A 14,929-nucleotide genomic window follows, 5' to 3' on the forward strand; every position below is an offset into this window, starting at 1 on the left:
ATAAAGCCGTCACAAACCTCGGAGCGGACAGCGATTTTTTTCAGGCGCCCGGCAAGTGCAAAGCCCGTTGCCACGACGTCTGCGCCGGTCTTGTCAGCCACCACGACTTCCAGAAGGCGCATGATGTGAGCGGGCGAGAAGAAATGCAGACCGATCACATCTCCGGGTCGCTTGGTTGTTGCCGCAATCTGGTTGATGTCGAGATAGGAGGTGTTTGAAGCAAGAACGGCACCGGGTTTGGCGATGCTGTCGAGGGTTTCGAAGATCTCCCGCTTGACATTCAAATCTTCAAAGACCGCCTCGATGATCAGGTCCGCATCAGACAACGCAGACAGGTCGGTGGCAGCTGATAGTTTGGATTCAAGCAGGGAGTTTCGTGCGTCCTCGGAGAGTTTGCCGCGTTTGACCGCGCCTGCCAGGTTCTTGTCGATCGTCGCGATGCCCCGGTCGAGGCCTGCCTGATCGCGTTCGGTCAGGGTCACCTGAAAACCGGCGAGAAGCAGGGCAGTTGCAATACCGGAGCCCATGGTGCCACCGCCGATCACCCCGATCTTTTCAAGGTTGCGCGCAGTTGCCGTCGCCTCCGGTATTTTGGAGACGGCTCGTTCCGCAAAGAAGGCATGTATCAATCCGGCACGTTGGGGGCTTTCCATGCATTCGTTGAACAGGCGGCGTTCTGTCTGGAGGCCTTCCTGCAATGGCAGACTGCTGGCCTCAACCGCATCAACACATTTTTGCGGCGAAAACAGAAGCGGCTGCGTCTTTGCAAGCTTGTCGCGCATCGCCTTGAGAGCATCTGCATCCGGCTGAACGGAGAGGTCACCCGTTCGCCTTGTGACAAGCGATCGGTCGACGGCTTCCAGGGCGGCTTTCCAGGCAACTTCGCGTGGATCGCCTTCGTCGATCCGGTCGACCAACCCGTGTTCCAAAGCTTTGTCGGCGGAAATCGGTTTGCCGCCGGTAATCATGTCGAGAGCAGCTTCGATCCCCGCAAGCCTTGGAGCCCTTTGTGTACCACCGGCACCCGGCAGGATGCCTAGCGAGACTTCCGGAAGACCTATTTTTGTACCTTTAAGCGCGATACGTGCGTGGCAGGCGAGCGCCACTTCCAGACCACCGCCAAGCGTCGTTCCGTGAAGAACGCAAACGATGGGTGTTTCGGAGCTTTCAAGAAAACTGCACAGATCCGGCAACCATGGGTCTTGCGGTGGTTTGCCGAATTCCTTGATGTCGGCACCTGCGATAAAAGTACGGCCTATGCCGTAGATCGCAATCGCCCGGATCTCCGGGTCGTTCCGGAGCGTTTCAACGGCCTGCCAGAGGCCGGCCCTGATCGCATGAGAAGCTGCATTCACCGGTGGATTGTCCAGTGCGACGACGGCAATTGCGCCTTGCCTTTCAATGGTCACGACGTCATTGACGGCAGTTGCACCAGTTTCGTTTTTCGAATGCATGAAAATCTCCCGCTCGCCGCTTCGAAGAAGCGGATTTGTCGGGGATTTTCAATTCTGGTTCAAGCTTGTCAAGCTGGCTCGAAGGATAATGCGGACGACGAATGTCCTGCTTTCCAACCAACCTTAGGGTTTCGGTGGTGCCTTGGGAGTAAATGAGCAGCGGTCGGGTTTGAGATCGATCAGCGGTGTGCCGTCAAGGCAATCAAGCCCCCGAACGACCAGGGTCGCGCCATCGACGGAAATCAGCTTTGCGGCAACGGTTCCAATCGGGTTCGGACGAACGGGAGATCGCAAGGCAAAAGTGCCGAATGTCCGGTCGCTGTGACCGGGATTTTGAACCACGAGATCCCGTCGTGCTTTATCGAGCCAGTAGAGAATTTCAATCTGGTCGAAGTCCTCGATACCCTTGAGCGCAGGCACCCACGGCTCGAAAACCTCGATACGGCATTCCGGTCCGTCCTGCTTCCCCTGCCGCGGGCAGTCTTTTCTGTCGCTCCAGGGAGTGTGAATTCTGCCGATGAAGTGCAGCTGCGCGTCCTTTGGTTCCGGTGTCGGAACCTTAATCTCGTGCGCACGGATATCGCTCATGTCGAAGTCCTGTTCTTTGGTTACGCAGACAGCCAGCGGACGGACCCGAGTGGTGTCAGCTCATATCCGCCGAGCGATACGGCCTTGTCCTGAAATTCCCTGGTCCGGGCATAGGCAAATAGTTTCTGGACCGGTTCGGTGAAATAGGATTTGCGATCGATCAGAAGATCGAAGTTCTCGTCGGCAAGAGGGACGAACACCAGTTTGAACTGTTTTGCCATGGCTTCAAGGCCCAGCGATGCATCCGCCTCGCCGGATGCAACTGCCGCGGCAGCATCGCTTTCGGTGTGGGCAAAATCATCGGAGCAGGTGAGGTCACGCTCGCTCAGGCCTGCTTCCTTGATGAGACTGGCAAAAAGCACCGCAGTGCCTGCTCCAGGTTGGCGCATCGCAACCCTTTTCCCTTTCAAATCGGCAATTGTTCGGATGGTCCCGGCAAGTTCTTCGGACACCAGCAGACCTCGTTTGCGCACAGCCCAGGCTATCAGAACCGCATTGGTAAGGCCGAGTTCCTCGACAGAGGCAATGTTCCATTCGTCCTTTTCGGGAAGATGGATGCCTGCAAGGGCCGCCGTGCCGGCTTTGAATTGCGCCAGCCCGTCCCGGCTGCCGTTGCAAAGCGTTGCCAGTCCGCACCCGGACGCCCGAAGTGCCCAATCCAGCAAGGGGTCATGCGAGCCGGCAAGAACTCCGGGCCTGTCGGGTGAATACTGCTCGCCTGATCCGTCGATCCAGGCACGGATTTCATTGGCCGGGAACAGGAGTTTGCCGGTTATCCGACGATGCGGAATCTGCTCTGCGGCAGCCAGGTCGTAGACTTTGCGTTCCTTTACCCGCAACAGGTCGGCGACCTCTTTGGTCGTCAGAAAGAGCGGCGAGAGAGTATCTGAATGAGGCAAAGTGTTTCCTGCTGTTTCTCCGGAAATTAGCGGAGGATGACCGCCGATTTCAAGGGTGTCATTTCCATGCTCTCAGGGTGTAAATCAACAGTCAATTTGGCCGGTCGTGCAAGGAGGCAGTGTAGGGGCCTCGATCGACTTCCCAAAAGGGTCATGCGCCGGACCCGTCAGGTGAAACCGGCCTAGCATACAAGGTAAACGGCGCGAAACGACAAGTTTCTGACGCAATGGTGCAAGTGTTTCATCTGGCATGAGGTGACACTAATTGTGAAATAATAGAAATCGAATGATCAGTGCTCCAAAGATACACTGGTCGGAGAGAAGGTGATCTTTTCTCCGGACAATTTGTCTTGAGTAAAAAAATCTCCGACTGACCCGCAATGCAAAATATTCAGTCGGGTGCTGAGTAAAAAATATCCAAATTTTTTCACTTAGCTCTTTCAATGACGGATCTTTTTTGATTTTCTATTCGCGATCGCATCGATTGATAATTCCAGGTGGCTCACGTGACCTGAAATTTATTTTTTGGGCGGTCAATAATAAAGATAGAACCAGACTTGGGGACAAAATGGCGAACACACGGGGCGCTGCTGTTATGTATGACAGCGTTCAAAAGAGCTATGACGGGGAAACCCTGGTCGTAAAGAACCTCAACCTCGATATCCCGCCCGGCGAATTTCTGACAATGCTCGGGCCGTCTGGATCCGGAAAGACCACCTGCCTGATGATGCTGGCGGGGTTTGAACCTGCAACCCATGGCGAGATTTATCTGAACGACCGGCCGATCAACAATGTGCCGCCGCACAAGCGCGGAATTGGTATGGTCTTTCAGAACTACGCTCTTTTTCCGCACATGACGGTTGCTGAAAATCTCGCTTTTCCGCTTCAGGTCCGCAATGTCAGCAAGGCGGAGCAGGCGGAAAAGGTACAGCGCGCCCTGGATATGGTTGAACTGGGCAGTTTCGGAAATCGCCGCCCGGCGCAACTCTCCGGTGGTCAGCAGCAGCGTGTGGCCGTTGCCCGTGCATTGGTGTTCGACCCGGAACTGGTCCTGATGGACGAACCGCTCGGTGCGCTGGACAAGCAGCTGCGAGAGCAGATGCAATACGAAATCAAGCACATTCATGAAAATCTGGGTGTCACGGTTGTCTACGTGACCCATGACCAGACTGAGGCACTGACGATGTCCGATCGGGTCGCGGTGTTCAACGACGGCGTGATTCAGCAATTGTCGACGCCGGACGATCTCTATGAAGATCCGCAGAATTCCTTCGTGGCCCAGTTCATCGGCGAGAACAACAAGCTGAATGGCAAGGTCATCGCCATCGACGGCGAGGAGTGCCTTGTCGAGCTTGGCGACGGCACGCAGCTCAAGGCGGACAAAGTCAACGTCTCGGCTGTTGGCGACATGACCACCTTGTCGCTTCGGCCTGAGCGCGTCGAGTTCGACACGAATGACGCCATGGACAATCTGGTGAATGGCCGGATCGAAGAATTGATCTATTTGGGAGATCATATCCGCGTTCGAATGAACGTGGCCGGTAACGATGAGTTCATCGTTAAGGTTCGCAACCGCGGAGAGAAGCGCAAGCTGCATGTCGGCGAGACCGTCCAGGTGGGATGGGCACTCGATGACTGTAAAGCGCTCGACGCTGTTGTCTAAATTCGCAGGGCGGCCGGTCTTTGGCCGTCGGCGACAACAACGGATAATTGTCCGTTAAAATCCAAAAAAGAGGGAGCTAAATCACATGAAGCTCAAAACAGTAATTCTTGCAGGCACAGCTCTTGCTTTTGCCGGTAGCTCGGCACTCGCGACAGACCTGACGCTCGTGTCCTGGGGAGGCGCTTATCAGGCGTCTCAAAAGAATGCCTACACCGATCCCTATACAGCCGAAAATCCGGACATCACGGTGATTTGGGACGAATCCTCCGCTGAGGCCGTCGCCAAACTTCGTGCAATGAACGAAGCCGGCAACATCACCTGGGATCTGGTGGATGTGGTTGCTTCCGATGCGATCCGTCTGTGTGACGAAGGTCTCGCGATGGAAATCAATCCGGACACGGATCTGGATGCTGCTCCGGACGGAACCCCGGCATCTGAGGACTTTGGCGACCTTCTGGTTTCCGAATGCTTCATTCCGCAGATCGTTTATTCGACCACCTTCGGCTATCGTTCGGATGTGGAAGAATGGGGCGGCAAAGAGCCGACCGAAATCTGCGACATCTTTGATCTGGAAACATTCCCGGGTAAACGGTCCCTCGAAAAACGTCCGATCAACAATGTGGAATGGGCTCTTCTGTGTGACGGTGTGCCGAAGGAAGAAGTCTACAACGTGCTGGAAACCGAAGAAGGTCAGGCACGGGCATTCGCTAAACTCGACACCATCAAGGACAACGTAGTCTGGTGGTCTGCCGGCGCGGAAACCCCGCAGCTTCTGGCGGACAAGGAAGTCGTGATCGGCTCCACCTATAACGGTCGTCTGTTTGCTCTGATCGAAGAGCAGAAACAGCCGGTGAAAATGCTCTGGGATGCCCAGGTGTTCGATCTTGACGGATGGATCATTCCGGCAGGTCTGCCTGAAGACCGCCTTGCCGAAGTGAAAAAACTCGTCAAATACGCGACCGACACCCAGCGTCTGGCCGATCAGGCGAAATACATTTCCTATGGCCCGGCACGCAAGTCCTCTGCTCCGCTGGTCGGTAAGCACGCGACGCTCGGTATCGACATGGCACCGCATATGCCGACCGATCCGAACAACGCCAAGAACACCTTCCTCTATAACTACGAGTGGTGGGCGGATTACCGCGACGACATCGACGCCAAATTCCAGGCGTGGCTGTCTCAGTAAGCCAATCGGCTCTGGTTCGGGTGGGGCAACGCCTCACCCGGATCTCCCAACGTGATATGCGGAAGACTTATTCATGAGCGATACCACCGACGGTCAGGTCCTGACGACGCAAGACGGCAAACCGCTGAAAGCGGCTCTTGCGAATGCATTGCGCCGGGAAAAACTGCGGTCCCTGATGTTGATCGCGCCTTTGCTGATCTTTGTCCTGATCACCTTTGTCGCGCCAATTGCGGACATGCTGTTCCGTTCGGTCGAAAACGGGATCGTTGCAGACACGCTTCCCAAAACGGTGGTTGTTCTGAAGGAATGGGATTCCGGTTCGGGCGAGACCCCGGACGAAGAAGTCTATGCCGCGCTCTATGATGACCTTGTCGTCGCCGTCGACAACAAGACCCATACGCGCCTCGGGTCACGGTTGAATTACGAAGAAAGCGGCATCTCCAGCCTGTTCCGCAAAACCGGACGTCGCATCAAACGTATGGATGAAGCCGGCCCCTTTAAGGACCAGTTTCTCGCCGCCGACAAAAAATGGGGCGACGTGGAAACATGGCAGGTTCTCCAACGCTATTCCCCGCGTCTCACACCGGGTTATTTTCTGAATTCCTTCGATGCCCATCAGACCGCTGAAGGCATTGAGCTGAAGCCGGCGGATCAGCGGATCTATATGTTCCTGTTCGGTCGAACGCTGTTTTTGTCCATCGTCATCACAGTGTCCTGCCTGCTGCTCGGCTATCCGATTGCCTATCTGCTGGCGGCGCTGCCGCTACGCACGTCCAATCTGTTGATGATCCTCGTGCTGCTTCCCTTCTGGACCAGTCTTTTGGTGCGCACCTCCGCCTGGAAAGTGTTGCTGCAGCAACAAGGCGTGATCAACGACTTCCTTGTCTGGACCGGGTTGATCGGCGATGCCAGCCGCCTCGTCATGATCAACAACCAGACCGGCACCATCATAGCGATGACGCATATTCTGCTGCCGTTCATGATCCTGCCGCTCTATTCCGTAATGAAGACGATTTCACCTTCCTATGTGCGGGCCGCCAAGAGCTTGGGCGCCAACGACTGGACCGCTTTCTGGCGGGTCTATTTCCCGCAATCCGTCCCGGGTATCGGGGCAGGAGCCGTGCTCGTCTTCATTCTTTCGATCGGCTACTACATCACACCCGAGTTGGTCGGCGGTACGTCCGGGATCTTCATTTCCAACCGGATCGCCTATCACATTTCCTCGTCGCTGAACTGGGGATTGGCGGCCGCCCTCGGAACCCTGTTGCTTGTGGCGGTTCTCATGCTGTTCATTGTCTACGACCGGATCGTGGGCATCGATAACGTCAAGCTCGGATAGGAGGACGATATGAGCGCACTTCCACCATATGCGTCCCCACTCCAGCGGACCTGGTTCTACTCTTTCAGGATCATTTGCGGGTTGATCTTCTTCTTTCTGATCTTCCCGATCCTGGTAATCCTTCCGCTCAGCTTCAATGCGCAGGATTTCTTCACTTTCACCAAGGAAATGCTGGCGCTGAGCCCTGAAGGTTACTCCTTCAAGCACTACAACGACTTCTTTACCAATCCGGACTGGCAGCAGGCTCTTACGAATTCGGTTCTGATCGCACCGGTCGCAACATTACTGGCTACCAGTTTCGGGACATTGGCCGCAATTGGCCTCTCGCAGTCCCATGTGCCCTACAAACCGGCGATCATGGCCGTGCTGATTTCGCCGATGATCGTGCCGTTGATCATCTCGGCTGCGGGCATGTATTTCTTCTATTCCCGCATCGGTTTGCAAGGCACCTACTGGGGGGTCGTCCTGGCTCATGCCGCACTCGGTACACCCTTCGTGATCATCACTGTCACGGCAACGCTGGTCGGCTTCGACCGAAGTCTTGTACGCGCGTCGGCAAGTCTGGGAGCCAATCCGGTCACCACCTTCTTCAAGGTACAGATGCCTCTGATCATCCCCGGCGTGGTTTCCGGTGCCCTGTTCGCCTTCATCACGTCATTTGACGAGGTCGTGGTTGTCCTGTTCCTGGGCTCTGCCGGACAGAAAACTTTACCATGGCAAATGTTCACAGGGTTGCGCGAACAGATTTCTCCGACCATTCTGGCGGTAGCGTCCCTGATGGTCGCCATATCGATTGCTCTTCTGACTGTGCTGGAACTGTTACGCCGGCGGTCGGAACGACTGAGAGGACTTACACCGGGCTGATAACGGCCTCGTTGCTTTCCATGTGAGCCGGTGGCGGAACGCCAGTCACCGGGCGGAGACCGAAAACGGTGCTCCCGGCAACAAGACAATTTGAATTTGGGCCTGGCGGGCCGGCTTCTTTGAAGGGAAGCCGGCCCGTTTTGCGTTTCAGGCCCTGGAAAGCAGCGTGAAGCTGAAACGACAGCGGGTCAGTGACCCGGGATCGAAACAGGGAAAGGAGACCTCCCATGAGCGAAGACATGATCCGCATTTATGAGATGAACAATGGTGAGAAGGCATTCTCGCCCTTTTCGCCGCAGGAAATGGACAATCGTCAGGCAAATTTGAGAAAGCTGATGGCGGATCGGCAGATCGATGCCTGTCTGTTCACCTCCTACCACAACATCTGCTACTACTCCGGCTTCCTCTATTGCTATTTCGGTCGGAAATACGGCTTGCTGGTGACTGAGGACAAGGCAACCACTATCGCGGCCGGAATCGATGGTGGTCAGCCCTGGCGCCGCACTCATGGTGATACGGTGATCTACACCGACTGGCGCCGGGACAATTATTTCTATGCCATCCAGTCACTGCTCGGATTGCCCAATCCTTCCGTCAAGCGCATCGGTATCGAATTCGATCATGTGTCCCTTGACCTGTTAAAGCTTCTGGAAGCGGCCCTTCCGGGCGTTGAACTGGTAGACATCGCGGCTGACGCCATGGCACAGCGCACGATCAAAAGCGCTGAGGAACACGTGCTCATTCGCGAAGGAGCGCGTATCTGCGATGTCGGCGGCGCTGCGCTGGTCGATGCCGTTCAGGCCGGGGTCACGGAACACGAGGTGGCGATTGCATCCACCAACGCCATGATCCGGGAGATTGCAAAGTCTTTTCCGTTTGTTGAGTTGATGGACACCTGGACCTGGTTCCAGTCCGGGATCAACACCGATGGGGCTCATAACCCGGTTACCAACAAGGTCGTGGAAGCCGGGGATATCCTGAGCCTCAACTGTTTCCCGATGATTTTCGGCTACTACACAGCCTTGGAGCGCACGCTCTTTTGCGAACATGCCTCGGACGAACATCTGAGGCTGTGGGAGATTAACTGCCACGTCCATCGCGAAGGCCTGAAACTGATCAAGCCGGGCGCGCGCTGCTGCGATATCGCGACAGAGCTGAATGACATTTATCGCAGTCACGATCTACTGAAATACAGGAGTTTCGGCTACGGCCACTCTTTCGGTGTGCTCAGCCATTATTACGGCCGCGAAGCATCTGTTGAACTGAGGGAAGATGTCGATACGGTCCTGGAGCCGGGCATGGTTGTATCCATGGAACCGATGATCATGATCCCGGAGGGTCTTTCGGGGGCAGGCGGATACCGCGAACACGACATTCTGATCGTGAACGAGGAAGGTGCCGAGAACATCACCGGTTTCCCGTTCGGCCCGGAACACAACATCATCGCGAAGAAATAGCAGGCAATTGAAACAGAAACGGGGCCCGTCAGGGCCCCGTTGAATGCCGGAAGAATGAGTTCGCGGAAAATTGACGGATCAGTCGTCGTAGGCGGCAGTGACCAGCAATTCGACTTTCAGGACATCGCGGGCAAGCTTGGCTTCACCACAGGCGCGCGCCGGTGCGTGGCCTTCGGGCACCCAGGCGTCCCAGACTGCATTCATCTCGGCGAAATCGGCCATGTCGGCCAACCAGATCACGCATTGAAGAATACGTGTCTTGTCGCTTCCTGCCTGTTCCAGCAGTGCTTCAACCTTTTCAAGGCAGTGCCGGGTCTGCTCGGCAACGGTTTCTCTGTCCGAGGTTTGCCCACAGAGATAGACCGTGCCGTTATGCTTGACGATCTTGCTCATGCGCTGGCCGGTTTCGAGGCGAGTGATTGACATTTGATGCTCCAGTTAAAGTACTTTCCGGTCATAGCGGTCGACACGGAAGGCAGACAAGTCAAAACCGGGTTGCCCCGTCAAAATCATGTCGGCGGTGACCTTGCCAATGATCGGGCCGAGTTGAAAGCCGTGCGCGGAAAACCCGAAAGCGTGAAACGCGTTTTCCGCGTTTGCCGATGGACTGACCACTGGCAAATTGTCCGGCATATAGGCCTCCAGCCCGGCCCACATGCGGTTGATGGCAGCCCTGGTCATTATCGGAAAGAAATCGATCGTAGTGCGCGCTGCATTCGCCAGTTTTTCGTAGTCCAGGCGGGTTTTGTTGGCAGCCCGTTCGGCAAACCCCTTGGCACCGCCACCAATCAGGACCGTGCCGTTTTCAAACTGCTTGAAACTGAGTTGCCGGCTAACCGCACCGACAACAGGCTCAACGAAATGCGGCATGCGTGCAGTGATCATCAGCATTGGGGCGGCATGATTGAGCGGAACGTTATCGCCGATCATCAACGCCACCTTGTCGGCCCAGGCACCCGCACAGTTCACGACTGTTCCGGCTTCGAAGGTCCCCTTTGGCGTCTGTGCGATCCAGGAAGATCCGACCCGCCTGAGGTTCCGCAACTCTGTTCCTTCGACAATGCTGGCCCCAAATCGTTCGGCGGCCAGCCGGAAGGCATTTGTTGAGCGATAGGGATTGGCATGGCCATCCTGCTGCGACACCGCTCCGCCGGTGCAGGACGGATGTACGTAAGGCAGGAGTTCGCGCAACTCCCGCTGGTCGATGATCCGTTCGTGGGTATGACCGGCGGCATTCATCCGGGCTTCGCGCTGCTTCAGCGTTGTGATGTCAGCTTCGTTCGCTGCGATATACACCATGGATGTCGAGCGAAAGCCCGTATCGGCGTCCAGTTCGCTGTCAAGGGTCTGCCACATCTGCATGGAGATTTTCGACAAGGGAACCTCGGCAAGGTCGCGGCCGAGAACGCGGACCCCTCCGGCGTTTACGCCGGATGCATGGCGGGCGACATAATCCTTTTCCAGAAGGATGACGGAAATGCCTTCGCGCGCCAGGTGATAGGCCGTGGAACTTCCGTGAATGCCGCCACCGATAATCAGCACATCCGCTGTCTTCATCGTGACGCCTCCCTGGCGCGAGGTTGCAGGGAAGAAACGGTTTTGAACCGGCTGAGTTCTTCAAGACTGAGAAGACGTTGCGGACTGCGCATTCGGTAGTAGCCGACATCGGAAACGTGCTCGCCGCGCCAGTTGGCCAGCAGATCGCTGACGATCGGGCCGCATTGCCTTCCCTGGCATGGCCCCATGCCGCATCGGGTGCGCGACTTCAGTGCGTTGGGATCGCGCGCGCCGAGTTGAAATCCTGCGCGCAGGTCGGCAACGCTTTGGTCTTCGCAGCGGCAGACCGGCGTGTCCTCGTCTTGCGGCAGGCGCAAGGCATCGCTGGGCCGATAAAGCCGGTCGATGAACCGGCGAAATTGCGAAAGCCTGCGCAATTCACCAACGGGGGATCGGGACAGCCGGTCTCGTGTCTCAGGCGATATCCGCTCGAGCCGCATCAGAATATTGAGTGCGGCAAGACGGCCTTCGATATGGGCGCCATCGCCACCGACAATGGCGCCGCCATCACCGGCGACCGCGATGTACGGGATCGAGCTCTGGCCGTAAAGGTCGGTCTTCACATGCCAGGCCAGCTGGTCCTCGTTCCAGACGTGGTCAAGTCCGAGGGCTCTCGTCATGTTCGGGTTGGGGATTACGCCGTGATGCAGGAAAACAGTATCCGCTTCAATCTGTTGCAACCCATTGCTGTAGAAGGACAACCCGGAGACACGGGTCTGCCCCAGCAGCTTCAATTGTACAGACTGGCGATAAACCGGGATACCTGCGCGCCGGATTTCAGATAACAGGGAAATTCCCTTGTGCAGCAGCGACGCAGAGCGTAGAGCCGCAGGTGCAGCCGACGCTGCCTGCAGAAAATTCCGGCGCGGTGTGGTGTCGACCAGACCGGCGACTTTGACACCGAGACGCAGATATTGCGCGACAACCAGATAGAGAAGCGGGCCGGAACCTGCAAAGACTGCATTCTCTGCAACAATGGCATCGGTTTTCAGCATCACCTGTGCGGCGCCCGCTGTCATCACGCCGGGCAATGTCCAGCCGGGGATCGGCATTGGGCGTTCGATGGCACCCGGGCACACCAGAACTTCGCGGGTTTCAATCTGGCGGGTCTCGCCGTCTATCGAATAGAGGATCCGTCCATCGTCTCCGACATGCCAGACATCGGCTCCGGCGACGTGGTCAGCCCCACAGGCTTCAAACGCGTTGATCAGCGCGGCACCTGACATGTAGTCCGGGCCGAGTTTTGACGGATCGGGGAGCGGTGAAGAGGCGGCGTATCGGTAAATCTGGCCACCGGCTTTTGCGCCGCGATCCAGTACAAGCGACCGCACGCCATGTTCGGCCAGGGTCACGGCCGCGCTCATTCCGGCCGGGCCGGCGCCAACGATCACGCAATCAAAGGCCATCTCTATCTGCCATTGTGAATTCGGTAATATTCTGCGAGACAATGACCATGCCAGGTGCGACTTCACGCAGACACGCCTGCTGGTTCGGCTCACCGTCAATCTCGACCAGGCATTCGAAACAGACCCCCATTGTGCAGTAGGCGCTACGGTCCTCACCGGACAAGGCTGACTTGCGGGTGACGGTCTGCCCGGACAGGGCAAGCGCGGACCAAACGGTTTGTCGGGCCGGCACCTGAACAGGGTGGCCGTTAACTGACACCTGAACGGTCTCTGGAACATTTTCCCTGAGGGATCGGAACATCGAGAGTCTCCGGCTGAAAGGAAAGGGGGCATTCGTTGCCCCCTTCACCAGCGCTTAGTTGTTGATCTTGTCCAGGATGGACTGACCCCATTCCTGGCCGACATCTTCAAGAACCTGCGGCCAGACCTGGGCACGCACATGCTCGGCAGTCGCAGCCAGTTGTTCGTCGCTCAGCCTGACGATTGTGGCGCCATGGTCGGCAAGTTTCTGCTCGAAAGCACCTTGATCGGCCTCGGCAGTATCCCAACGCTTGGCTTCGAACTCCAGCGCAGCCTTTTCAAGGGCCGCTCGGTCTTCCTCGCTGAGTTCTGCAAGCGTGCCCGAATTGATGATCATGTACCAGACTTCGAAATGGGTGTTCACCGGAACGTAGGTGCTGGTCACATCGCGGAACGAAGCATAGTAACCTTCCGCGCCGGAGCCGACGACGCCGTCAACCACACCGGTCTGAACCGCGGTGAAAGCTTCTGAGAACGGGATCGGCGAGGAAATGTAACCAAGTGCGTCTGCCGTCAGCTGGAAACTCTTGATACCCGGCACGCGCACCTTGATGCCCTTGGAGGTGGCCGGATCACCCGGGGATACGGCATCGGTGTTGAGAGCGATCCCGCCGAAATAGACCGGATATGCGGCCAGCATGGTGATGTCCTGCTTGGCGTATAATTCCTTCATGGTGTCATAAATTGCACCATCCGGCCCATAGATCTTCTTGGCTTCCTCCCAATTGGCGGCAACATAGGGGAAAGCGGAAATCTGCATACGGCGGTCGACTGCGGTCGCTGCCGGTTGCACCGCCATGTCGATGGCGCCGACCGAGATGCGCTCCTGGACGGAAGTATAGTCGCCGAGTGCGGAGGCGGGGAACAGGTTCAGCTCCAGCGACCCGCCGGTCGCTTCCTTCAACTTGTCGGCAAAGACACGAAGCTCCTTGTCGATGGTGGCGTCCTGCGGACGCAAGTGGCTGACCTTGAGCGTCTCGGCGTTTGTGATGCCGGTGGTTGCCAGAAGCGCGGCGGCGATGCAGGTGGATTTCAGGAAGTTCATCATCGTAGGTTTCTCCTCCAGTCAAGATGATTTGGGTCAGTAGCCAAAGACGCGCGGCAGCCACAGGGACAGATCCGGCCAGAAGCTGGTCAGGAACACCACTGGCAGATAACCCAGCAGGATCAGGATCATGGCCGGTCGGATGACCTTGGTGACCGGCACATTGCCGATGCGCGCGCCGAGATAGAGAATTGAGGCATAGGGCGGGGTGACACCGCCCATGGCGGTGTTGACACCCATGATTGCGGCAAACTGGATCGGGCTGACGCCGATCGCCTCCATCAGCGGCAGCAGAAGCGGCGCGATCAGGATGATGGCGGTGACGTCATTCACCACCATGCCCACCAGGAACAACAGGATGTTGATCAGGATCAGCAGGATCACCTTGTCTTCGGTGATCGAGAAAATCGCCTGAACCAATGCCTGGGGAACGCTCTCCAGAACGAACATCTGCGACAGGATCATTGAAAACAGGATCATCAGCATGATCGCGCCGACGGAGGTGGCAGCTTCTTTGCCCGCACCCAGGAATGTGCTGAGTGTCAAACCCTTGTAGATCAGGAAGCCGACAGGAACTGCATAGATCACGGCGACGGCGGCAGCCTCGGTCGGTGTCATGATACCGCCGTAGATCCCGCCAAGGATAATGACCGGCATCAGCAGGGCGGGGGTGGCCCTGAAACCGCGTGAAGAAGCTTCGGCGACGAAGGCCTCGCCTTTCAGTGGCTCGTTCAGCTTCAGCGGAAACTTCTTCGCCGTGCGAATGTTCACTGCTGAAAAACTTGTCATGATCAAGAGGCCAGGGCCGAGCGTTGCCAGAAAGCAGGCAAGGATCGAAGTGTCCGTGACCCAGCCATAGACGATCATCGTGACCGACGGCGGGATCAGCAGTCCAAGCAGCGAGGAATTGGCAATCAGCGCGGTTGCGTATTCCCGCGGGTACCCCTGCTTTTCCATTTCCGGGATCAGCAGCGGACCGATGGCCGCGACGCCGGTCAATCCGGACCCGGAGATCGCACCGATCAGTGCGCAGGAAACGGTGGCAACCACACCGAGGCCGCCGCGCAGGTGGCCGATGAAGATATTGACGAAGTTCAGAAGCGAGGCGGCGATACCGGAAACGCTCATGATCGTCCCGGCAAGCACGAAGAGTGGAATGGCAAGCAGTACC

At 57.0% G+C, this 14,929-nt stretch carries 14 protein-coding genes; 5 read left to right on the forward strand and 9 right to left on the reverse strand.

Annotation, left to right across the window (positions count from 1 at the left end; translation table 11 throughout):
* From K5905_RS11130 to K5905_RS11140, 3 genes are all read right to left on the reverse strand, one after another.
* The coding region (locus K5905_RS11130; protein WP_297583628.1) for a 3-hydroxyacyl-CoA dehydrogenase NAD-binding domain-containing protein at nucleotides 1-1,454 on the reverse strand (1,454 nt) is incomplete at its 3' end.
* 123 nt (nucleotides 1,455-1,577) lie between these two features.
* Complete coding sequence (gene tsaA / locus K5905_RS11135) at nucleotides 1,578-2,042, reverse strand: tRNA (N6-threonylcarbamoyladenosine(37)-N6)-methyltransferase TrmO (RefSeq protein ID WP_297583631.1); 465 nt, start codon at nucleotides 2,040-2,042, stop codon at nucleotides 1,578-1,580.
* A gap of 20 nt (nucleotides 2,043-2,062) precedes the next feature.
* Nucleotides 2,063-2,941, reverse strand: coding sequence for a helix-turn-helix transcriptional regulator (locus tag K5905_RS11140; RefSeq protein ID WP_297583634.1), 879 nt, complete (start codon nucleotides 2,939-2,941; stop codon nucleotides 2,063-2,065).
* A gap of 568 nt (nucleotides 2,942-3,509) precedes the next feature.
* On the opposite strand from K5905_RS11140, the gene K5905_RS11145 reads away from it, so the two are divergent.
* The 5 genes from K5905_RS11145 to K5905_RS11165 all read left to right on the forward strand — a co-directional run bounded on the left by K5905_RS11145 (nucleotide 3,510) and on the right by K5905_RS11165 (nucleotide 9,450).
* Complete coding sequence (locus tag K5905_RS11145) at nucleotides 3,510-4,604, forward strand: ABC transporter ATP-binding protein (protein ID WP_297583638.1); 1,095 nt, start codon at nucleotides 3,510-3,512, stop codon at nucleotides 4,602-4,604.
* 85 nt (nucleotides 4,605-4,689) lie between these two features.
* Complete coding sequence (locus K5905_RS11150) at nucleotides 4,690-5,790, forward strand: extracellular solute-binding protein (RefSeq protein ID WP_297583641.1); 1,101 nt, start codon at nucleotides 4,690-4,692, stop codon at nucleotides 5,788-5,790.
* A gap of 73 nt (nucleotides 5,791-5,863) precedes the next feature.
* Nucleotides 5,864-7,129 carry an ABC transporter permease gene (locus K5905_RS11155; protein WP_297583646.1) on the forward strand — a complete coding sequence of 422 codons (1,266 nt, stop codon included), beginning with the start codon at nucleotides 5,864-5,866 and terminating at the stop codon, nucleotides 7,127-7,129.
* Nucleotides 7,130-7,138: 9 nt separating this feature from the next.
* Nucleotides 7,139-7,993, forward strand: coding sequence for an ABC transporter permease (locus tag K5905_RS11160; RefSeq protein ID WP_297583649.1), 855 nt, complete (start codon nucleotides 7,139-7,141; stop codon nucleotides 7,991-7,993).
* A gap of 227 nt (nucleotides 7,994-8,220) precedes the next feature.
* Nucleotides 8,221-9,450, forward strand: coding sequence for a M24 family metallopeptidase (locus K5905_RS11165; protein WP_297583652.1), 1,230 nt, complete (start codon nucleotides 8,221-8,223; stop codon nucleotides 9,448-9,450).
* A gap of 78 nt (nucleotides 9,451-9,528) precedes the next feature.
* Here the strand turns inward: K5905_RS11165 and K5905_RS11170 are convergent, their stop codons facing one another.
* From K5905_RS11170 to K5905_RS11195, 6 genes are all read right to left on the reverse strand, one after another.
* Nucleotides 9,529-9,876 carry a RidA family protein gene (locus K5905_RS11170; RefSeq protein ID WP_297583655.1) on the reverse strand — a complete coding sequence of 116 codons (348 nt, stop codon included), beginning with the start codon at nucleotides 9,874-9,876 and terminating at the stop codon, nucleotides 9,529-9,531.
* A 12-nt stretch (nucleotides 9,877-9,888) separates the two neighbouring features.
* On the reverse strand, nucleotides 9,889-11,007 hold the full coding sequence (locus K5905_RS11175; RefSeq protein ID WP_297583658.1) for an FAD-binding oxidoreductase: 1,119 nt from the start codon (nucleotides 11,005-11,007) through the stop codon (nucleotides 9,889-9,891).
* A complete protein-coding gene (locus K5905_RS11180) occupies nucleotides 11,004-12,413 on the reverse strand; it encodes an FAD/NAD(P)-binding oxidoreductase (protein WP_297583661.1) in 1,410 nt (469 codons plus the stop codon). The genes K5905_RS11175 and K5905_RS11180 overlap by 4 nt, the downstream gene beginning before the upstream one ends.
* On the reverse strand, nucleotides 12,403-12,714 hold the full coding sequence (locus K5905_RS11185; protein ID WP_297583664.1) for a (2Fe-2S)-binding protein: 312 nt from the start codon (nucleotides 12,712-12,714) through the stop codon (nucleotides 12,403-12,405). Before K5905_RS11185 ends, K5905_RS11180 begins: the two co-directional genes overlap by 11 nt.
* Nucleotides 12,715-12,768: 54 nt before the next feature.
* Nucleotides 12,769-13,761: a TRAP transporter substrate-binding protein DctP gene (gene dctP / locus K5905_RS11190; RefSeq protein WP_297583668.1), complete on the reverse strand. Its 993-nt coding sequence runs from the start codon at nucleotides 13,759-13,761 to the stop codon at nucleotides 12,769-12,771.
* A 33-nt stretch (nucleotides 13,762-13,794) separates the two neighbouring features.
* The coding region (locus K5905_RS11195) for a TRAP transporter large permease (RefSeq protein ID WP_297583672.1) at nucleotides 13,795-14,929 on the reverse strand (1,135 nt) is incomplete at its 5' end.

Origin of the sequence: Roseibium sp., from assembly GCF_025698965.1 — a bacterium.
In the GTDB taxonomy this organism is placed as follows: domain Bacteria; phylum Pseudomonadota; class Alphaproteobacteria; order Rhizobiales; family Stappiaceae; genus Roseibium.